Origin of the sequence: Gottfriedia acidiceleris, from assembly GCF_002128425.1 — a bacterium.
In the GTDB taxonomy this organism is placed as follows: domain Bacteria; phylum Bacillota; class Bacilli; order Bacillales; family Bacillaceae_G; genus Gottfriedia; species Gottfriedia acidiceleris.
The window spans coordinates 1-20,614 of sequence record NZ_NESS01000013.1; the positions used below are offsets into that span (position 1 = coordinate 1).

The following is a 20,614-nucleotide window of genomic DNA, read 5'->3' on the forward strand; positions in this document are numbered from 1 at the left end:
CTTCATGAGTTACTAAAATAGCTGGATATTCAAAATTACTTACTCGTAACTGCAAACAATGAAAAGAAGCCGTTCAACTTAAACGGGCTCTTCTTTAATTTGTTCAGTAAGTTTTCCATTTTCAATATAAACAACACGGTCACACAAGTCTAACATCCTTTTATCATGGGTAACCATTATGGCAGCTTTTTGTCTTTGCTTTACTTCTTTAGATAGCATTTCAACTACTGCTCTTCCTCTTTCTGAATCGAGACTAGCTGTAGGTTCATCCGCAAAAATCACTTCGGGATCATTCATTAGTGCTCTTGCAATTGCTACTCGTTGTCTCTCTCCACCTGATAAATTTTCTGGATAGTTTTTCATCCTCTTTGATAATCCTAATTGCTCAAGTAGTTCATTCGCTTTCTTTTCTGCAACTTTATTTTTTATCCCAGCTAATTCAGCAATCAAAAGTAGCTGATCTTTAACTGTCAAATAAGGGATTAAATTAGACATTTGAAAAATGAATCCGATTTTAGATAATCTAAATTCATTAAGTTTATTTGCTGAGAGATTACTTATTTCAATATCATCGATTATAATTCTCCCACTAGTCGGAGATAATAATGCTCCCGCAATTGAAAGGAAGGTACTTTTACCTGAGCCAGACGGACCTACAACTGCCACTAGTTCACCAGCTTTTACTTGAATGGAAACTTGATCTAATACCGTTGTAGCTAAAGAATCTCCGTCATTATACGTTTTGCTAATATTATCTAGTACTAGTTTATTACTCATTAAAAAGCCCTCCCTATCGCTTCAATCGCATCAATTTTCACTACTTTTAATAAAGAAATTAATGAACCGACTATTGCTACAAAAAGAAATAATAACGAACTTCCGATAATTAACTGCGCATCAAATACAAAAGGTAAGTCAGCTGGTAATACTTTAGATAACCCAAATGTGATTGAAATACTTATAATCAGACTTAAAAGCGTCAGTGCTAAAACTTGAAAAATGATATTCTTAGCTAAATAACTCGTTTTTGAACCAATCGCTTTTAGCACACCAAATTGATTTATTTTTTGTATCGTAATGATATAGAAAAAGACTGCTAGCACAAATGCTCCGATAAAAAATAGAAAAACAATCATCATTAGTAAAGAGCCTTGTTCTTCTTTATAACCTGGTATTCCTTTTAATGCTTGTTTTTTATTAATTACTTCTACTCCTGATACTTTTTCATTTACCTTTTTTGCAGTACTTTCATTTGTTTTTAGCGCAATTGCATTAAATGAATTCTTATTATTCACCATAGACCACTCTTTATAATTCATGTGAATAACCGGTGCATGACTATATGATTGATTCTCTGTAAATCCAACAATTTTAAATTCTTTACCTGATATTTGATCAGAAATGTTGTCACCAAGCTTGATTCCTTTTTCTTTCAAAGAAAGATCTCCTACTACTTCATTCTTTGTTGAATTATTTATCATTTCGCCTTCAATTACCTTCGGAGCAGCTAATCCATTCACATCAATACCAAATAAGGTAGCATCAATTTTTTTAGACGTTCCATCCTTTAAAAACGTAGTCATTTGAACTCCTAAAGTAGCGGAATTTTTCTCATCAACTAATTTCTGAACTTCATTAATTTGACTTTCCGTTAACATAGAATGATTAATTTGTTTACCCGATTCCTTTTGTAAAACAAAATAGTTTGAGGCCATGCTATCAATAGAAGAAGCATTATCAAAAGATAATCCTTTCGCTAATCCTGAAACGAATAATACTAGGAATGATATAAGGATCATGATTAGACTAATTAATAAAAAACGTAATTTTGCGTGTTTAAATTCCCTTAATGCAAGAAACACCTGTCATTCATCTCCTTTTTAATACTTTACTTTTAAAAGAATTACTCTTTGTAATTTAAAGTATAGGAATGTTAGATGAACAACAGGTGAACAGTCGATTACAATTTTAAATCAGCACGCTTTAATTTTTAGGGAGGGATATATTAAATTTAGTTCCTTCTCCTAATTTACTGCTTACTTCAATATGCCCGTTATGTAATTCAATGATTTGTTTAACGATTGCTAAACCTAAGCCACTACTGGATTCCTTTCGATTCCTTGCTTTATCAACAATAAAAAATCGGTTAAATATTTGTAGTAAATCAATTTCGGAAATGCCAATTCCAGTATCTTGAAATTCAATTTGAACATACTCTTCATTACTACTCAGTTTTATTGAGATTGAACCACCTTCATGATTAAATTTAATGCTATTCGTCATTAAATTTGTCCAAACTTGATGCAGTAAATTCTTGTCAGCATACACAAAAGTTTGAGGTAATTCTAAATCAATAGCCAAATCTTTGTTTCTCCAACTCCATTCAGTTGTAAAAACTACTTGTTTAATTTGTTCGGCAACATCAAAAGTAGTTTTTTGTAATATACTTTCTTCCTTATCTAATGCAGCCAACGTTAATAATTGTTTACTAAGCAAGGACATTCTTCTACTTTCTTCCTCTATAATCGATAAGTATTGATTCTTTTGCTCTTCGTTTAAGTTTTCGGTTTGAAGAGACTGTGAAAAACCTTGTATCGATGCAAGTGGTGATTGAATTTCATGAGATACATTTGAAACAAACTCCTGACGCATCGCCTCAATTTGACCCAATTTTTGTGACATATGGGAAAAGTGATTTGCCAGTTTTCCTATTTCGTCTTGGCGCTTGATTTGTAATTGAACATTATATCTTCCTTCTGCAATCTTTTTAGTTGCTTCAGTTAATTTAATAATCGGTTTTACAATATATCTTGTACTAACTAAAACTAATATAATACTTAATACGATTGTCAGTAGAAGAAGAATGGAAAAGAGTATGCGTAATTCACCAAATTGAAGCTGTACATTTGGTCGCATAAAAAGAGCCAAGTGATTATTACTCGATTTTATTGGAACACCAACTGTATTACTCACTGTATTATCAAAGAAACCAGTCACAAATAATGATGTTGGAAATTCGGCAATACCATGATATACCTTTCCGTTTAAAACAGATTCAATCACTTTAGACCCTAGTTTTTCTTCTCTAAAAGAGCCGCCATAAAAGGTTTGATTTCTTTGTTGATCTACTAATAGAATTTGATATCCTAATTTACTAATACTATTTAAGTAATTGCTTAAATCAATTTCATTATTTTTTTCATAAAAATTGCCAACATCTAAAGCCATTTTAGTTAATTTTTTATCATTATAAGGCTTTAAATTATTGTGGTAATACACATTTGAAAGAAAGAAAGCTATTAAACTGCTACAAATCATTACACCGAGGATTGTAAGAACAATTCTTATGTATAAAGTTTTCACTTATCAGTGACCTCCAATTTATAACCAACACCACGAACAGTTTTTATACTAAAATCGTTCGTTAAAGTAGAAAACCTTTCACGTAAACGTTTAATATGAACATTTATTGTTCGATCATCGCCTTCAAAATCAGCGCCCCAAATTAATTGGATCAACTCATCACGGGTAAAAATTCGATCCGGATAACTTGCCAATTGGGACAACAATTCAAATTCCTTCATTGGAAGCATCAGTAGTTTGCCATTACAGTAAACTTCATAGCTTTTTCGATCAATAACGGTTTCGTTCAGTTTTATTTTTTGAGCATTAATCATATTGTATCGTCTTAACAAAGCCTTAATCCGAAATAGTATTTCTTTTGGCTCAAAGGGTTTAGTTAAATAATCATCTGTTCCTACAGCAAAACCTTTTTCTTTATCAGAAAGCTCACTTTTTGCAGTCAACAATATTACTGGAAAATCATAATACTCTCTTATTTCTTCACAAAGCTGATATCCATCTTTTCCAGGCATCATTATATCAACAATCGCTAAATTAATTTGTTGATTTTCAAGCAATTTAGAAGCTTCGTCTCCGTTAGCCGCTTCAAATGTCGTATAGCCTTCAGTTTGTAAATACATTTTTAGTAACTCTCTTATATGAGAATCATCATCTACAATTAAAATTCGAATCATAACTTATCCCCATTCTTTGAAATTAGTGCAATTATTTAAAAAATCATATCATATTTTAATTTTAATATCCTTTTTCTATTTTTCATGGGCAGAAATGCTGATGTAACATAACATGTCAAAAAAAATTTTTGTAATATAGTTTGTCCCCCATACATTTCTTTATTTTTAAACATAAAATTATTATGTAGTTAATAATGGCTGTTTTCGTAAATCTTGTTGCTCTTTAAGGAGATGACTTGTTGATTTTACTCCTAAACATAGTGTAGTCAGCGAGCATCTCAATATTTCACTTTTTCTGATACTCCTACAGAAACCCCACACCTTGTTTTTCACAATCAGCTTCTTTATTTACTGTGTGTTTTAAATTTATAAACGACAATCATTTCGAAAAGAGTCAATCCTAAATGAAAGGAGCAAAATCCAAATGGCACTTCAACTAATGAAAATTCTCGTTTCTGCTTCTTCAACTATTGAAACTGTCCCAACAGATTCAAGATTCTTCTACGTTACAACCACTTCTACTGCAGCTGGTGCAACTTTAACAATTGACGCAGCTAGCTTTTTAACGGATACTGGTGCTGCAGTTACTACACTACCGACATTACCTACAAATAATAGTTACTTTAATGTCTACATTAACGGTGTTCTACAAATGAGTGGTATTTCAGCTTACACTCCTGGAGCAACGGGTGTTGGTTCATTAGCGATTACTGTACCTGCTGGAGGAGACGGAATTTTAGCTGACACTCCAATTGTGTTAGAAATAGTAAGTTTTGCACCTACTTCCGACATTACTGTTTCGACATAATAATGCTCAAAAAAAAAGTTCCTTTTTGGAACTTTTTTTGAATCTATCTTTTTTTAATCAGTGTCTTGTATAGGCACATTTTTTAATCATTGATATTAAAAATATTATTAAAAAAATATAGATATAAATTGAAGGATTATGATCGTACCTTTCAGAGGAATATCTTCAGTGAGCAGAATCAACCTACCACGATCAATTTTATAATTTACGGTCGGCTGAAGCATTCCATTTATAAACAAATTTATATAGGAAACTTCATCTGGTGATCTAATCGTTGTTATACCATATTCCTCAATACCATCGTGATTTGTATAAATTCTCCTAATACCGTCTGATACAGCGAAAAATAATTGATTCGTTGTTTTTAAAGGTGTTGCTGGAGCTGCCCAACCTGATGCTCCAATATTGGCGTTTGTAACTAGTGCTTCCCATTTCATACCATTATACCTATAAAAAATACGATACTTTGTATCTAAAAAAATGCTACCTGGTTTAGGATTGTCTGGACGAGTGGAATATGTACCTGCTTGTATAGAGGGAATATCCCCTGCATTAATGACAAAATTTTGGTTAGATAAAATATCTTTAGTGATGTCCATTCACCCCCACTACATTAAATACTTCAATATGTAATCATTAAAATTTATGAGAAAGAGTTTGTATTAAATATATGTTTTTAATTGAGTATGTAATGCATTATTTTAAATTTATATTTAAAACAGTTACTCAACTATAGCATTATTACAAAAATAAAAAATAAAAGAACTGTCCTGCAACAGTCCTTTAGTTATGTATATTAATATTACTTATTAAGAAGTTAGACATTTCCACTGCCTTCTCAAACTCTTTTTCGTTTACATAATACTCATACAATTCCTTACCAAATCGCTTCATCAAAACAGTATGATTACGTGATTTAAAGTATGGAAAAGCTGTCTTTTCTATGTATTGAATATATTCTTTTCTTTTATTTTCAATCGAACAGATTAGTAATGTAAAGAGTACTTGATAATGTTCATTGTTCAGATCCTCTGCGATTGATAGACCCTTTTGAGCATTATTTAATAAGACAGATTTACGCATTAATTTACCTTCAAAGGAGCTTCTAAGATAATTATTAAGTCGTTGAAGATAAATTACCGATGGCTTTTTCTCCAATTGTAGTGCTGCCTTATAATACTTTTGCGCTTTTTCATAATCTTTTCTTTTAAGATATTCTAAAGCAAAATTATTTAATAACATCCCTGTTTTATCTGGTGCATTTAGCGTCTCACTATCATGGATTAGGTTTTTATATGACTGTTCCAATTTTTTAAAATCAATATGCTCATCTGTGCCAGAATGCAAAAGCATAATTGATTCGGCATTAATAACACGTAAATAATTGCTTGTTTCTTTAAAATGTTTAAGTGCCTTTTCCGCATATACATATGCCATCACCTTAGAATCAACCCATCCATAGGCTACGGCTAAGTGATAGTAGTATTCAGGATTACCATACTCGTTAATGTCAATTTTCTTTAAAGTTTGTATTGCTTTATGATGGTTCTCTGTACTTGAATTATTGTAATTATTTAAATAATAAATTCCTATGACATGTAATAGAAGATTTCGTTCATAATCAGGAAGATCATTATAGTTTTTTTCAAGATTTTGTATAATGGTAAAGGCGTTATGACGATCCTCTAAAAATATATAATATCTCGCAAGGAGTAATTGGTACTTAGCATCATACTTTGACGAATGAATAAATGGGATTTCTTCGAGTTCTTTTTTAAGTTTTTCAATATCTTTAGCTCTTAGTTTAATAATAGCGGTATGCCAATTTTCTAGTTTCTTTTCAAGACTTTCAAAGTTCGCAATTTCTTTTCGAATATCAATTTGTAACCGTTCAGAAAATAAAGTAATAATCTCAGAGGAGTAGGATGTATTCCCTCTTTCAATTTTCCCCACATGTTTGGAAGAGCAAATTCCTTTTCCTAGTTCTTCTTGTGTTAGTCCAGCTTTAATTCGATAAAATTTTATTACTTCTCCCTCGATCATTGAATGCTCCTCCTATCCTAAAACTCTTACTAAATATACACTAGTTAAGCTTAGATTCCATCATGCTATTCGCACAATTTATTAGGATATTCTAATGAAGAATTAATCATAAAATATAGTATTTTATTACTATCTTATTGGAATTTTAGGAAAAATCTAATATAAAATAAGAAAACCATGAACAGGCAAGCTAGCTCATGGTTTTAGGTTTATTATTAATTTACACCTACAGAAGAATACGCATCCATTACTGCTTTCGTTTGAGCAGAAGGTGCCCCAGTTGTTTTATTATCAGGGTATAGATCACGTGCAGCTTGTACCGCTGCTTCACGCATTTCTTTAAATCCTGAAGAAGCAGTTAAGTATTTCGTTAAAGCACGGTAATAAATTTTTTCTGCAGTTGTTACACCCACACCTTTAATCGTGTATCCTTCATTCGTACCACCTTGTGAAATTAAGTATGCAGCTTTGTTGTTAATTCCACTATTAATATGAACTCCACCATTGTCTTCAGTACCTAAATATCTTTCAGCATAAGTATCTGGATAATAACCGGATGGCATATATTTTGTGCTTACACGTACAGAACCTGGATCTTTTAATGAACGAAGACCTCCGTCACCCGCTTTTGTTGGAGTGTATACATCTTCACCCATTTCCCACTCGTTTTCCTTAGTTGAATAAATTTCAACGAATGTTCCAAAAATGTCTGCTAGTGACTCATTAATAGCACCAGATTCGTTTTTATATGTCAAATTAACACCTGACTTTTCAATAACACCGTGAGTCATTTCATGTCCAGTTACGTCTAATCCTCCAGCAAGCGAGCCTAATACGATTCCGTCGCCATCTCCGTATAACATTTGTTTACCATTCCATGCAGCATTATTCCATTTTGCTCCAATATGCACCGTACTAATTAACGCCATACCTTTATCATCTAGACTGTTACGCTTTTGAACAGTTTGATAATATTTGTTTACTTTATCAGAGTTCATATGCGCTGATACCCCTGCAGGATCATAGAAGAAATTAGTTGAACTAGTAGTAGAAATTTCAAATCCAGTAAAACCTAAAAGTCCTGATAATAAAATAAATGCAGTTTCAGGCATTCGATGAGCATCAAAAGTTGCTAGAGGAACAATATTTGGTGCCGTTGTTGTACCACCCGCAATCGATCCACCATACATATAGCTAGTACCAGTTGTCGCATCTTTTCCTACTGGGAAAGATTGCATTTTACCAAACACGTCTAAACCTCTTCCAACCGCAACTGTAAGATTTGCTGGATCTACTATGTTATCAATTGCATCAAAGTTATCAATTATTTCACCATTAGTAGCATCTACAAAATAATGGAAGTATCCCGGTGCTGGAACAGATGTTGAAGCCTTAACTAAGTATGCTAAATAGTACTTACCATCATGAGGATAAATGGTTAATTCAGTATCAATTCCATCATATCGTTTAACTTCACCAATTTGTTCTTCAACCTTTGATTTTGCAATATTAACAGCTTCGTCCTCAGTAATCGATGCTTCAGTTGGAATGATTGCACGTGATAATCTTTGAGTTACATTACCGAATGATGCATATACATTGTTATTGGCATCTAGTGCTACAGTTTGTCCTGATCCGAAGATTGGAATTCCTTTGTACTGTTCAACTGTCCTTACATGGTATGTATTAGTTGTGCTGTCAGCTTGTTCACTAACAATTTTAAATTGTTCCCATGCAGAACCTGATCTTGCAAGACCATCTACTTTTGAATTCAAGTATGCTTTTACTAATTCTTCCTTACTTAAAGCTTGTTCCATTGTTGCTGCACTTGCTTTTACATTTACAAATGAAGGTAAAGTTGTTAGCCCCCCTCCAAATGCTACAGTTAATGCCATTACTGCTGGAATTGCTTTTCTTCTCATTCTTTTCTCTTTATTCATTTTCAAAACTTTCACCCCTTATTTAATTTGTTTTGCGACTGCAATTTTTATTATTGAGAAAATTCAAAATTAAATCAATACGTCAAAGTCGGGTTCTTTTTCTACTGTTTTTTTAGCATTTAGCCTTAATGACGACTAATTCCGACAAAAAATGACTGATAATTAACAAGAAAATAACCCGGTTTCAATTTTCTGATAATTGAGCAATAATGAATTTCAACAGGGCTTTTGCAGAGGGGTGAAAATTTGAAACAATCAATGAAAAAAGTCTCTATAATAGTAAGTTTATGTTCGATTCAATTTTACTTAGCAATGCAAACAGTTGGTCAAACCGAGGCTTCATTCTCTAGTCAAGCTTCATCAGAACAAGTCGTTTCTACAGCAATTGTGTTTCCTAAAACAATTCAACAACTAACAACAGCTGCAAAAGATCATTCAACAAGAGCTAATCAATTATATGAATCGATTATGGAAGTAACACGATCTGGTAATGAACCTGAATTGTCCAATTTACTTACGAATGTTCTTAATGAGGAACATGAATTAAATGGTGAATTACAGAGTTTACATACCATTCAAGACCAAATGAACAACTATCATAATCAAATTCACGAACTTCCAGAAACTGAACAACGTAACTATGAATATGAGAGAAAGGCCTACCAGGTTGTTAGCCAACTAATTCATCAATTAAATGAAACAATTAATCTACAAAAAATAGAAAATATTAAATCTACAATTCAAACCAAGCTAAATGAAAGTAAGGAGAAGATTAATAACGATATTATTCAACCTAAAAATGATAAAGAATCAATTAAAAGTCAAAGTTCTGATACAGAACCAACTCTGAACCAGGATTCTAATCATTCTGATACAGATTCAACTCTGAGCCAGGATTCTAATCATTCTGATACAGTTTCAACCAAAAATGAAAATTCTAATAATTCAGCAAATACAACTCAAAACGAATAGGTGATATCTCATGTTGAAGAAAATTTTATCAATTGTAGGCAATATTTTTAAAAGTATTTCTATTGTCATCTTGTGCTTCTTAGCTTTTATTGTGATTTCATCTAGGTTTACAGGTGGTGATTCTACCATTTTAGGCTATCAATTAAAAGCTGTTTTATCTGGATCAATGGAACCTACCTTTCATACGGGCTCAATAATTGCCGTTAAGCTAGGGGCAAATCCTTCAACTTATCAGAATGGTGATATTGTTACCTTTCACATGGACAATAAGCTGATCACTCACAGAATAGCGGCTGTCCATAAAAAAAATGGTGAAATTTCATATAAAACGAAGGGTGATAACAATAACGCCCAAGACTTATGGACCGTGTCTCCTCAGAATATCGTAGGAAAATATTCGAATTTCACGATTCCATATGTTGGTTATGCATTAAATTTTGTAAGCTCTAAAGCTGGATCTGCACTATTGTTAATTGTTCCAGGGCTTCTTCTTACTCTTTCAGCAATACGCAATTTGTTTCAATTAAGAAAAGAGTTTGAGCAAAAAACTGCAGGATAAAGTTGGTTAGATCTCTTAAGTACAAAATAAAAGCTTAAGAGTTTAATAAATAAACCTTAAGGGGGAACATGGAATGAGTTTTACTAAGAGAATTGGTCAAGTAGTAATGAGTGGAGCAGTTGGATTATCGTTAATTAGTGGAGGTACATTTGCGTATTTCAGCGATACAATTAAAACTGATAATACGTTTGCAGCAGGTACATTAGATTTAGGTATGAACCCTAATGCTGTTGTAAACATTAGCAATTTAAAACCTGGTGATGAAGTATATCGTGAATTTACGTTAGAAAACAATGGTACTTTGGATATTAATAAGGTTTTATTAAATACTAAATATCAAGTTGAAGACGTAAAAAATGATAACACTGAAGATTTAGCAAAAAATATTAAAGTAACAATCATGTACAACACTAGCAGTGCTACAAATGAGATCGTTGAAACATCATTATATGACTTACAAAATCAAACTCCTGATTTAACAGAAATTCAAGGATTTGTTGGTAGTACGAAGGTTCCAGATGGAATTCCTGCAGGTCAAGAGGAAAAGATTTTCGCATTATTCGAATTTATTGATAATGGACAAGATCAAAATGAATTCCAAGGTGATAAGTTAAAAGTTGATTGGACATTTAATGCTCAAACTGGTGGCAGTACATACCACGACGACACTGATCCTAACAGCAACTAATACATAACAAAGAGCCACCTAATAATAATTAGGTGGTTTTTCTATCTTTCTATTAAACAACTGGCCACTTTTGCTTGCGAAGCTTCTCAATTAGGTCATTGCCCACATTTAGATTCTCTTTAACTAATTCAGGTGGAGTAAGTGCCATCCATTGATTTAATGACACATCTTGGAATCGATTACTTTTAAATATTTCGAGAAACCAAAGACTTGTATCTCCTATATTTTCTATATAATGTCCAAATGCAAATGGTACATATCCTACATCCCCTGCTCTATAGTTAAAGGTACGTGCATTTCCGCTTCCTCCAAATACGGTCATCCTACCTCTACCGGTTAAATAGTATTGCCACTCATCATTATTTGGATGCCAATGCATTTCTCTCATTCCACCAGGTTTTATTTCTACAAGAGCTGCGGCAATTGTTTTCGAAATAGGAAAGTTAGTTGTATCGACGATCCGGACTGTTCCACCGGGAGTGACGATTGGTTTTTGTGCCAATAATTTGTATGAAAAACTCTTTGGTACATTTCCATATGGATCTTCAACTTTCTGACTTTCAAGCGGTTTTGGCAGGTTTTCTTGAAAAATGTATAGTTGTTTTGTAGGTGTATTTGCGAAGACATTTTGAGTTGTTCCAAAGTTTTTAGCGAGTACTTCCTTAGGTGTATGTGCAAACCAATCTGAAATGGATATCGTATTTAAGTCTGAAAAACTTCCATCATCAAAAACTAGTAAAAATTCGCACCCATCTTCTAATCCTTGAATTGAATGTGGAATACCCGGTGGAAAATACCAAATATCTCCTTCTTCTACATCTGCAATAAAATTACGCCCATCTTGATCTACTGCTGTAATTCTAGCTTTTCCTAAAATCATAAATGCCCATTCAGCTTGTTGATGCCAATGCAATTCTCTAACGCCACCTGGAGTTAAACGCATATTCACGCCAGCAATTGTAGTTGAAATCGGTAGTTCTCTAACGGTAATTTCTCTAGACCAACCACCATGATTTAATTGCATATGTGTATCGGAAAATGAGAATTTTAAATTTGGGATCCTCCCTGCATCGGTTACGGGAGGAATTAACATATCCGGATTTTCCAGATCTCGCATAATATCTCGTGGGCCATCATCTGTCGCTCCTGCGCCATCTGGCCTAATTGGTTGTGGTATACTGCTATTTAGTCTCCTCTTCTGAAAGTAATCATCCATACCTTTCTCCTTTCAGTTCTTAATTACATACCCGTACAAATATATGTTTTATCAGCTTTTACTATGCAAAACTAATAAAAAGCAAAAAAAGAAGCTGTAAAAAGCAGCTTCTTAAAATTCGCTAGCTATTTAGTTTTTTAATTCCTCTACACTTTTAACAATGTCACTTGCCGTCAATTTATAAAATTCTTTTAAATAATCTTCCTTGCCAACTTGACCAAATTGTTCTTTGATCCCGATCCGTCTCATTTTAGTTGGAAAATGTTCACATAACACTTCTGCTACCGCACTACCTAAACCACCTATCACATTATGATTTTCAGCTGTGACGATTGCTCTTGTTTTATTAGCATATCGAACGATTAAATCTTTATCAATTGGCTTTATTGAATACATATCGATTACACTTGCTTCGATTCCTTTGCTCTGAAGTATGTCAGCGGCCTTCAACGATTCAGCGACCATAATGCCACTTGCAATAATCGTTACATCATCGCCATTTCGAAGGACCTTACCTTTACCTGATTCAAAAGTTTCATTGTCATCATATAGTTTGACAGCTTTTTTTCGAATTGTTCGGATATAATGTATTCCGTATTCCTTCTCTACTTTGCGGAGTAAGTAACCAAATTGATTGGCGTCACTTGCTTCATATACATATGCATTAGGAATTAAACGGGCAAGACCTAAGTCTTCAAATGCCATATGCGTCCCACCATTATGCTCTGCAGTTACACCCGAATCAGAACCTAATATTTTTATATTTAATCTTGCATATGCACCTGAAACAAACAATTGATCAAACGCACGACGAGTAGCAAATTGCGCAAATGTGTGAACATAAGGAATTTTTCCTGTTAGTGATAGACCAGAAGCTACTCCGATCATATTCGCTTCCATAATCCCACAATTTATTAATTGTTTTGGTATTTCACTAATAATTTTATTTGTTGTAATCGCACTCATTAAATCGGCCTCTAATGCAATTACATTCGAATTTTTTTGTGCCAACTCAAGTAGTGTATTAGCATACATTTGTCTCATTTCTATACGATCTAATTCATAACTCTTAAATGGTGTTTGAATCATGAATTCACGACCTTTCCAAGTTTGTAACCTAGTTCAGTAATTGCATCTAAAATAGCCTCTTCATCCGCTTTGTTAGGCCGTATATGATGATTATCAGCCTTCTCTTCTAAATATTTAACCCCTTGACCTTTAACTGTATCTAAAATAATTGCGACCGGCTTGTCGTTCTGAGATTTCCCCTTCATAATTGAGTCATAAATTTGTTCAATTGATTTTCCATCAACTTTTAATGTGTAAAATCCAAAAGACTTAAATTTTTCCACAAAATCAATCGGATCAATAATATCCTTTGTTAACCCATCAAGCTGTTTTTTATTATCATCAACGAAAACAAATAAGTTGTTTAATTTATGGTGCGAAGCAAATTGCATTGCCTCCCAACACTGTCCTTCATTCAGCTCTCCATCACCTACTATGCAATAAGTAGAATTATCCCTTTCAGATAGTTTATGAGATAATGCCACTCCAACCGCTGCCGATATACCCTGTCCTAAAGATCCTGTTGTCATATCAACGCCAGGCGTTAAATTTCGATCAGGATGTGAAGGAAGTGTAGTTCCATTTTGATTTAATGTGTATAAAACCTCTTCAGGAAAGTATCCCCTAATAGCCAATGTTGCGTATAGTCCTGGTCCTCCATGCCCCTTTGATAGTATAAAGTAATCACGTTCCTGCCACGTAGGGTTTTTAGGATCGACCTTCATCACTTCACCATATAATACCGCTAAAGTCTCAATAATTGATAAGCTTCCACCATAATGTCCAAAACCAAGATTATATAGTTCTTTTAAAGTTAGAAAGCGAATCTCGTCACGAAATGCCTCTATTTTTTGAAGATTGAGTTTCAATCAAAATCCTCCTTTAATCAATAAAATACAACATACATCATTTTCATAATTAAGTTCATTTTAGATTTAGTAGATTCGTATTTTAACTTCCTAATTAAGCTTCAACGTTAGCAGATTTACTATTATTACGATCTTTTTTGAAAAATCCAAACAATACAGCTATTACAACTAAACCTACCACTGTTACCGTTACGCCAGTTGCCCCAAATGACTTAGCAATATGACCTAAAATGATTCCTGATGTAGCAAAATCAGCGTCAGAGAAGGTTGTACTTGCAAATCCTAAGTCACCTAGAACAGGTAATAAAAAGACCGGTAAGAACGTAATTAACAAACCATTTGCGAATGATCCAATCGTTGCACCTCGTATACCACCTGTAGAATTACCAAATACTCCGGCTGTAGCTCCTGTAAAGAAGTGAGGAACAACTCCCGGTAATATAATAATAGATCCTGTAAGACCAAGGAAAACCATTCCTACAATTCCTCCGAGAAAGCTGCAAAAGAATCCAATTAAAACTGCATTTGGTGCATATGGGAAAACAATAGGACAATCAAGAGCTGGCTTTGAATTAGGAACTAACTTATTCGAAATACCTTTAAATGCTGGTACAATTTCAGCTAATACAAGACGCACACCAGATAAGATTACAAATACACCTGCAGCAAAAGTTACTGATTGAATTAGTGAATACACAAGATAATGAGTCCCCCCACTTAGTTCCTTCTCTATATAAGTAGGACCAGCAAAAAGTGCTATAACGAGGTAAATAATTGTCATTGTTAACGCAATCGTAACCGAGCTATCACGTAAAAATCCTAATCCTTTTGGAAATTTTATCTCTTCAGTCGAGCGTGATCCTTTTCCGACAACCTTTCCAACTAAACCGGAAAGAACATAACCTAAACTTGAAAAGTGCCCAAATCCTACATTATCGTTACCAGTAATTTTTCTCATAAACGGTTGGCTTAAAGCTGGAAAAACTGCCATGATTAAACCAAGTGCTAGTGAACCGACGATTACAAGCGGTACACCTTTTAACCCTGAAACTACTAAAATAACAGCTAGCATACAAGCCATATATAACGTGTGGTGACCCGTTAAAAATATATATTTCAGTCTAGTAAATCGGGCAATTATGATGTTTGCAACCATACCAAAGAACATGATATACGCAGTGAATGAACCATATTTTGATAACGCCATTGCTACGATTGCTTCATTATTTGGAACTACACCTGATACATGAAACGCTTCTTGAAACATCTTACCAAAAGGGTCTAGTGAGCCCACGACAATTCCAGCCCCGGCAGAAATAACGATAAAACCTAAAAATGTTTTAGTTGTCCCTTTTATAATGTCGCTTGTAGGCTTTTTCTGAATAATAAGTCCAACAAGTGAAATTATTGCTACTAAAACTGCCGGTTGACTTAATACATCCATAATTAATTTCAGAAACCTTGCTTCCATGAACAAAACCTCCTATTAATAATATTTGATGTAAATTAAACCTTAAATTTAAACTAAGCCTTTTGATTGAAGAACTTGTGTTAACTTCGTACGAAGACCATCCATATCGATAATGCTATCAATCACAACAACTTCCCCTAAATGACTCATACCTTCTGCTATATCCTTTGCTGCTATAAAAATATCTGCCGAATCAGGCGTAGCAGAACTCAGATCTGAATGTTCTACATCAATCCCACTTACTCCTAACTCATTTAAGATTTGAACAATATTCATTTCTAACATAAAACTACTTCCTAAACCTGAGCCACACACTGCTAAAATTTTCATAATAAATCCCTCCATCTATTCATCTAATCTATTAAACTTAAACATCAATTAACTGCTGAATATTGTTCAAATAATTCAACTAATACATCTGAAGATTCAGTTTCCTTTAGAAGTGCAATATTCTCTTTTTCACTAAGTAACTTTGTCAGCTGAGAGAGAGCTTTCAGATGTGTTTTATTGTCAATTGCGGCAATGCAAAACAATAGTCGAACGGGATACTTTTCATCATTTAAAAAGAATACTGGCTTGCTAAGTTTTAAAAAGCTCATTCCTACTTTGTTTACTCCCATTTCTGGACGAGCATGGGGAATAGCAACCTCTGGACCTATTACTACATACGGACCCATCGTTTTTATATTTTCAAGCATCGCATCAACATATGACCTATTAATAGCTCCATTCTTTAACAATGGATCAGCCACAACTTTTACAGCATCTTCCCAATTTGAAAGATGATCAATAATTTGAATTGTTTCCTCTTTTAATAGATCTTGTAACACGGGTTGTCTCCTCCTAGATATATCTACTTTTTTATGAAAAGTAACTTGGCTTAAAGCAGTTCTTAAACCCACTTCATCGTAAACATTCGCATACTTTTCAATTGTTTGAATTAGTTCATTCATTGAAAGATCATAATATTGAATCCCAAATAAATACTGGTAAACTTCATTGACAATGCTATTTTTTTCACTCGGAGTCATAATTGGTTTAACTCTAAAACATGGAATATTTGTCTCTAATTCAACAGTAGAAAAGATCAGATCATATTCATTGAAGTTTCCTTCTCTAAATTCTTGTATTGATAATATTTTCTCTACGATAATTTCAGAAAACAGTGCCTCAAGTTGGTGCTTGACCATTAATGAGGAACTAATTCCACTTGGACAAACAACGATTGCACGTTTCTTTTGCGGAAGAACCTTTTTTGGCTTCTCTAAAAGTGCACCAAAGTGTATTGTAATATAGCCAATTTCCTCTTCAGGTATCGTGATACTTAATAGAGTCCCAATTGGGGAAAGTAATTCTTTTACAATTGTAAAAAGTTCTTTATGCTCATCTTTTATTTGAGAAAGAAGAGGATTAAAAATAGGAATTCTATATTTCATACGAAAATAAGCTGGCTTTAAATGTTGATACAATGTACTAATTACTTCATTCTTTTTCTCAAAAGCAATACAAGCCTTTGATTCAAAGTCGAACACTAATTGTTCACATAACTTAAAAAGTAAGCCTCGATCATCTTCTTGTAATTGCTTTCTCCCTAAAGATAAACCTAATAATTGAACGGTAAGATAACATATTTCTGGATCATTACCTTTAATTTCAAGAAGTTGACTAAGTTTTTCTGCTACTAACCACATTGAATCTTCTTTTAAAATTTTAATTTCATCAGGATGAAATAAAACAAACTTTTTTTCTGTCTGGCGGTAAAAATAATAAATCAGAAAATAAACAAATTGCTTTAAACGTTCCTCTACAAAGTGAAGATTGAAATCTCTTTCAATTTGTATTAAAACATTATGCATAATTAAGAAGTCATAACGTTTATCTCGATCCTTTAAAATGTAATGAATAATTTTTTCACCATATGGTATTTGTAATAGCCGAGATAGGAACTGCATAAGTAATACTCTCTTATCAAATTCTGTACCTTCTAAGTGATAACCATTTTGTCTTGAATATTCAATTTTTACTAATTGAGTACCGATTATTTCATTTAACTTCTTCACATCGGAGATCGTTGTATTTTTACTAACGCCCAATAGTTGAGTTAAATGAGCTGTTGAGATAGACTCCTTTCGGATAATTAAATATAAGTAAATTACTATTTGACGTTCTTCTTCTGTAAAAATGAAATCTTTCTTTAATTCTTTGTTTCTTTGTTCCTTAAAAAATTCGATAACATCCTCTGGCATTTTAATGTAATGAATACCTTTGTACTCAATGGGAGGCAATCCTTTAACTTTTAACCAGTAATTAATTTTGTCCAAATCATATGAAACCTGCCTTCTTGTTAACTGCGTAGAATTCATAACTTGATTCATTGTCGTATGATTTAAATTAAGTAAGTGATTCAATAGTATTGCGGGGCGTTTCTCAATAATCATTGGCTTTACCTCCTGTTTTTATCATATTATAAATCGCTTACATTCCGTTTGTAGATTGGGAACAATATATGTAAGTTAAAAGTTACAAAGTTGTGCTGAAGTAAAATAAAATGGATAAATCTATTAGTTTTTCGATAGAAAAAACCCATTATCATAACAAAAGTAATTTGCTTACTTTTCCTACGATAATGGGAAAAAATTATTAAAATAAAAGTTAAAAGGAATCTATTAACTTTACTACTTACAAAACAAATCTTTCTTTTATTAATTTTGCTACCTCTTCTGCACTCATATTTGTGTTATTTATTTTCAAATAATTTTCCTTCTGAATTTCTCCTTCTAATGAATTTAATCTATATTTTTCCATTGTTTTCATTAAATTGTTTTCAGACCATTCAATATCTCTTTTTGTTGGCTTATGTTCTAATCTATGTGGAGTTTTATTTCGAACAAGTCGCACGTCCAGTTCAGCTTCTAATTCAACAAAATAGATTGTTGCCCCTTTTGACTCAAAAATGGTACAAACTTTCTCAACATAATCCCAATCAGATTTTAGATTGAGAGCCCAAACATATGTAAAAATAATGCCATATAAATTACTTTTTGACACCTCTTCAAAAATTTCATTACGAAATAAGTTAACTAATCGACTACCCTCTTTTGTTCCATAATCAAAAAACTTACTAACCAAATCGATTGTCATGTGATTATGAAACAATTTTAAATCTGTTATTTTTTCTAATTCATGTCCTACAGTCATTTTTCCTACAGCTTGTGGCCCGAATACTAATACAAACTTCATAGATTTCTCTCCCAAGTATTTTAATTTTTTTATATGCACCCACAATTATAACTGAATTTTTTGACTAGTATATCATACTTGAAAATAATTAACTTCATCATACTTTAAAAATATAGAACAATCTGAACGAATTGTATAAGAAATATAAAAAAAGCAGAAACCAAGAAAAGCTATTTATTCTACGTATACCAACTGTTTATTAAAAATTTACAAAGTTATCAAAAATTTTTTATTACATTTAAGAACTATTGTGTTAAAATCAGCATATAATTTAAAAACTTTCCCTAGGGAAAAACTATTTGATGTGTACAATAAAACAGGTGGTGGGAAACATGTCACAAGAATCACAAGAAAAAGTCATATATAACGAAGACGGCTGGAGACAGGAACATACACAACCTAGTTTGCAAGAGGTTCATCGTTCATTATCTGTTCCAAAGAAAGCAAGTAATTTCCGTAAATTTCTTGCATTTGCAGGACCAGGTTATTTAGTTGCAGTTGGCTATATGGACCCTGGTAACTGGGCAACTTCAATAGCAGGTGGATCTGCTTTTAATTACACTTTATTATCAGTTATTTTAATTTCTAATCTAATGGCCATCATATTACAAGCATTAGCTGCTAAATTAGGTATCGTTACTGGTAGAGATTTAGCTCAAGCATGTCGAGACCACTTTAGTAAACCTGTATCATTTATACTTTGGTTACTTTGTGAAGCTGCAATTGCTGCATGTGACTTAGCTGAATTAATAGGGTCAGCCATCGCTTTAAATCTATTATTTGGTATACCGTTGTTTTATGGAATTTGTTTGACAACTTTAGATATATTACTTGTTTTACTTTTACAAAATAAAGGTTTTAGATATATCGAAGCGTTTGTTATTTCTTTAATCATTTTAATCACAGGTAGCTTTATTTTTGAGCTAATCATGTCTCAACCTGATGTAAAAGCTGTATTTGGTGGATTTATTCCAAGTTCTCAAGTTATTACAGATCCAAAAATGCTTTATATTTCTTTAGGAATTTTAGGGGCAACTGTTATGCCTCATAATTTATATCTTCACTCTTCAATCGTTCAAACTAGAAAATTTGAAGTATCCGATGCTGGTAAAAAAGAAGCAATTAAATTTGCGACAATTGACTCAACAGTCGCATTAATGATTGCATTGTTTGTAAACGCAGCGATTTTAATATTAGCTGCTTCAACTTTCTATAAATCAGGTCATACAAGTGTTGCATCGATTGAAGATGCATTCCAGCTTCTTACTCCATTACTAGGAACGACTTTAGCAAGTACATTTTTCGGATTGGCATTATTGGCTTCAGGTCAAAATTCTACTTTAACAGGTACTCTAGCTGGGCAAATTGTAATGGAAGGCTTTTTAAATATTAAGCTTAAACCTTGGATAAGAAGATTAATTACTCGTTTAATTGCCGTCACACCAGCTCTAATCGTTACTTATTTTTATGGAGCAAAAGGAACTGCAGATTTATTAATACTAAGCCAGGTAATTTTATCTTTACAGTTATCATTCGCTGTTATACCACTAGTCATGTTCACTAGTGACGCTAAGAAAATGGGTAAATTTGTTAATAAAACTTGGCTTAAATCAGTAGCTTGGACAATTGCTTCTGTTATTGCAGTATTAAATGCATATTTACTTTGGGCAACATTCTTTAAATAATAAATTGAAACAAAAAAA

19 protein-coding genes are annotated in these 20,614 nt (G+C 32.8%); 5 read left to right on the forward strand and 14 right to left on the reverse strand.

What is annotated here, in order from left to right; genetic code table 11:
- Positions 1–78: 78 nt before the first annotated feature.
- The 4 genes from B6K90_RS18515 to B6K90_RS18530 form a co-directional block, all read right to left on the reverse strand.
- Positions 79–777, reverse strand: a complete 699-nt coding sequence (locus B6K90_RS18515; RefSeq protein ID WP_088014251.1) for an ABC transporter ATP-binding protein — start codon at positions 775–777, stop codon at positions 79–81.
- Positions 777–1,862, reverse strand: coding sequence for an ABC transporter permease (locus tag B6K90_RS18520; protein WP_088014252.1), 1,086 nt, complete (start codon positions 1,860–1,862; stop codon positions 777–779). The genes B6K90_RS18515 and B6K90_RS18520 overlap by 1 nt, the downstream gene beginning before the upstream one ends.
- Before the next feature lie 121 nt (positions 1,863–1,983).
- The gene (locus B6K90_RS18525) at positions 1,984–3,363 is read right to left on the reverse strand and encodes a sensor histidine kinase (RefSeq protein WP_088014253.1); all 1,380 of its coding nucleotides are present in this window, start codon (positions 3,361–3,363) and stop codon (positions 1,984–1,986) included.
- Positions 3,360–4,037, reverse strand: coding sequence for a response regulator transcription factor (locus B6K90_RS18530; RefSeq protein ID WP_088014254.1), 678 nt, complete (start codon positions 4,035–4,037; stop codon positions 3,360–3,362). The genes B6K90_RS18525 and B6K90_RS18530 overlap by 4 nt, the downstream gene beginning before the upstream one ends.
- 424 nt (positions 4,038–4,461) lie before the next feature.
- On the opposite strand from B6K90_RS18530, the gene B6K90_RS18535 reads away from it, so the two are divergent.
- Entirely contained in the window at positions 4,462–4,845 is a 384-nt protein-coding gene (locus B6K90_RS18535; protein ID WP_088014255.1) for a DUF4183 domain-containing protein, read from the forward strand.
- Between the two features lie 107 nt (positions 4,846–4,952).
- Here the strand turns inward: B6K90_RS18535 and B6K90_RS18540 are convergent, their stop codons facing one another.
- From B6K90_RS18540 to B6K90_RS18550, 3 genes are all read right to left on the reverse strand, one after another.
- Positions 4,953–5,444 (reverse strand): DUF4183 domain-containing protein, encoded by a 492-nt coding sequence (locus tag B6K90_RS18540; protein WP_088014256.1) that lies wholly within the window; start codon positions 5,442–5,444, stop codon positions 4,953–4,955.
- 184 nt (positions 5,445–5,628) lie between these two features.
- On the reverse strand, positions 5,629–6,888 hold the full coding sequence (locus B6K90_RS18545; protein ID WP_088014257.1) for a helix-turn-helix domain-containing protein: 1,260 nt from the start codon (positions 6,886–6,888) through the stop codon (positions 5,629–5,631).
- Between the two features lie 215 nt (positions 6,889–7,103).
- Positions 7,104–8,810, reverse strand: a complete 1,707-nt coding sequence (locus tag B6K90_RS18550; RefSeq protein ID WP_088014354.1) for a M4 family metallopeptidase — start codon at positions 8,808–8,810, stop codon at positions 7,104–7,106.
- Between the two features lie 264 nt (positions 8,811–9,074).
- Between B6K90_RS18550 and B6K90_RS18555 the strand changes: the two genes are divergently transcribed.
- The 3 genes from B6K90_RS18555 to B6K90_RS18565 all read left to right on the forward strand — a co-directional run bounded on the left by B6K90_RS18555 (position 9,075) and on the right by B6K90_RS18565 (position 11,047).
- Positions 9,075–9,800, forward strand: coding sequence for a DUF4047 domain-containing protein (locus B6K90_RS18555; protein ID WP_088014258.1), 726 nt, complete (start codon positions 9,075–9,077; stop codon positions 9,798–9,800).
- Positions 9,801–9,810: 10 nt separating this feature from the next.
- Entirely contained in the window at positions 9,811–10,359 is a 549-nt protein-coding gene (gene sipW / locus B6K90_RS18560) for a signal peptidase I SipW (protein ID WP_088014259.1), read from the forward strand.
- 73 nt (positions 10,360–10,432) lie between these two features.
- Positions 10,433–11,047, forward strand: a complete 615-nt coding sequence (locus B6K90_RS18565) for a TasA family protein (RefSeq protein ID WP_088014260.1) — start codon at positions 10,433–10,435, stop codon at positions 11,045–11,047.
- Between the two features lie 52 nt (positions 11,048–11,099).
- On the opposite strand, the gene B6K90_RS18570 is transcribed toward B6K90_RS18565, so the two are convergent.
- The 7 genes from B6K90_RS18570 to B6K90_RS18600 all read right to left on the reverse strand — a co-directional run bounded on the left by B6K90_RS18570 (position 11,100) and on the right by B6K90_RS18600 (position 18,911).
- A complete protein-coding gene (locus B6K90_RS18570; RefSeq protein WP_088014261.1) occupies positions 11,100–12,263 on the reverse strand; it encodes an oxalate decarboxylase family bicupin in 1,164 nt (387 codons plus the stop codon).
- A 129-nt stretch (positions 12,264–12,392) separates the two neighbouring features.
- A complete protein-coding gene (locus tag B6K90_RS18575; RefSeq protein ID WP_088014262.1) occupies positions 12,393–13,352 on the reverse strand; it encodes a transketolase family protein in 960 nt (319 codons plus the stop codon).
- Complete coding sequence (locus B6K90_RS18580) at positions 13,349–14,200, reverse strand: transketolase (protein ID WP_088014263.1); 852 nt, start codon at positions 14,198–14,200, stop codon at positions 13,349–13,351. The genes B6K90_RS18575 and B6K90_RS18580 overlap by 4 nt, the downstream gene beginning before the upstream one ends.
- 94 nt (positions 14,201–14,294) lie before the next feature.
- Positions 14,295–15,671, reverse strand: coding sequence for a PTS ascorbate transporter subunit IIC (locus B6K90_RS18585; protein WP_088014264.1), 1,377 nt, complete (start codon positions 15,669–15,671; stop codon positions 14,295–14,297).
- 48 nt (positions 15,672–15,719) lie between these two features.
- Positions 15,720–16,001 (reverse strand): PTS sugar transporter subunit IIB, encoded by a 282-nt coding sequence (locus tag B6K90_RS18590; protein WP_088014265.1) that lies wholly within the window; start codon positions 15,999–16,001, stop codon positions 15,720–15,722.
- 44 nt (positions 16,002–16,045) lie between these two features.
- Positions 16,046–18,109, reverse strand: coding sequence for a BglG family transcription antiterminator (locus B6K90_RS18595; protein ID WP_088014266.1), 2,064 nt, complete (start codon positions 18,107–18,109; stop codon positions 16,046–16,048).
- A 241-nt stretch (positions 18,110–18,350) separates the two neighbouring features.
- Positions 18,351–18,911, reverse strand: coding sequence for a DEAD/DEAH box helicase family protein (locus B6K90_RS18600; protein ID WP_088014267.1), 561 nt, complete (start codon positions 18,909–18,911; stop codon positions 18,351–18,353).
- 332 nt (positions 18,912–19,243) lie between these two features.
- Between B6K90_RS18600 and B6K90_RS18605 the strand changes: the two genes are divergently transcribed.
- Positions 19,244–20,596: an Nramp family divalent metal transporter gene (locus B6K90_RS18605; protein WP_088014268.1), complete on the forward strand. Its 1,353-nt coding sequence runs from the start codon at positions 19,244–19,246 to the stop codon at positions 20,594–20,596.
- Positions 20,597–20,614: the final 18 nt, after the last annotated feature.

Excerpts from the sequence above, each read along its gene's own strand:
- B6K90_RS18515 (WP_088014251.1), bottom strand. The coding sequence starts at position 777 with ATGAGTAATAAACTAGTACTAGATAATATTAGCAAAACGTATAATGAC.
- B6K90_RS18530 (WP_088014254.1), bottom strand. The coding sequence starts at position 4,037 with ATGATTCGAATTTTAATTGTAGATGATGATTCTCATATAAGAGAGTTA.
- B6K90_RS18535 (WP_088014255.1), top strand. The coding sequence starts at position 4,462 with ATGGCACTTCAACTAATGAAAATTCTCGTTTCTGCTTCTTCAACTATT.
- B6K90_RS18540 (WP_088014256.1), bottom strand. The coding sequence starts at position 5,444 with ATGGACATCACTAAAGATATTTTATCTAACCAAAATTTTGTCATTAAT.
- B6K90_RS18545 (WP_088014257.1), bottom strand. The coding sequence starts at position 6,888 with ATGATCGAGGGAGAAGTAATAAAATTTTATCGAATTAAAGCTGGACTA.
- B6K90_RS18550 (WP_088014354.1), bottom strand. The coding sequence starts at position 8,810 with ATGAGAAGAAAAGCAATTCCAGCAGTAATGGCATTAACTGTAGCATTT.
- sipW (WP_088014259.1), top strand. The coding sequence starts at position 9,811 with ATGTTGAAGAAAATTTTATCAATTGTAGGCAATATTTTTAAAAGTATT.
- B6K90_RS18565 (WP_088014260.1), top strand. The coding sequence starts at position 10,433 with ATGAGTTTTACTAAGAGAATTGGTCAAGTAGTAATGAGTGGAGCAGTT.
- B6K90_RS18570 (WP_088014261.1), bottom strand. The coding sequence starts at position 12,263 with ATGGATGATTACTTTCAGAAGAGGAGACTAAATAGCAGTATACCACAA.
- B6K90_RS18575 (WP_088014262.1), bottom strand. The coding sequence starts at position 13,352 with ATGATTCAAACACCATTTAAGAGTTATGAATTAGATCGTATAGAAATG.
- B6K90_RS18585 (WP_088014264.1), bottom strand. The coding sequence starts at position 15,671 with ATGGAAGCAAGGTTTCTGAAATTAATTATGGATGTATTAAGTCAACCG.
- B6K90_RS18590 (WP_088014265.1), bottom strand. The coding sequence starts at position 16,001 with ATGAAAATTTTAGCAGTGTGTGGCTCAGGTTTAGGAAGTAGTTTTATG.
- B6K90_RS18595 (WP_088014266.1), bottom strand. The coding sequence starts at position 18,109 with ATGATTATTGAGAAACGCCCCGCAATACTATTGAATCACTTACTTAAT.
- B6K90_RS18600 (WP_088014267.1), bottom strand. The coding sequence starts at position 18,911 with ATGAAGTTTGTATTAGTATTCGGGCCACAAGCTGTAGGAAAAATGACT.
- B6K90_RS18605 (WP_088014268.1), top strand. The coding sequence starts at position 19,244 with ATGTCACAAGAATCACAAGAAAAAGTCATATATAACGAAGACGGCTGG.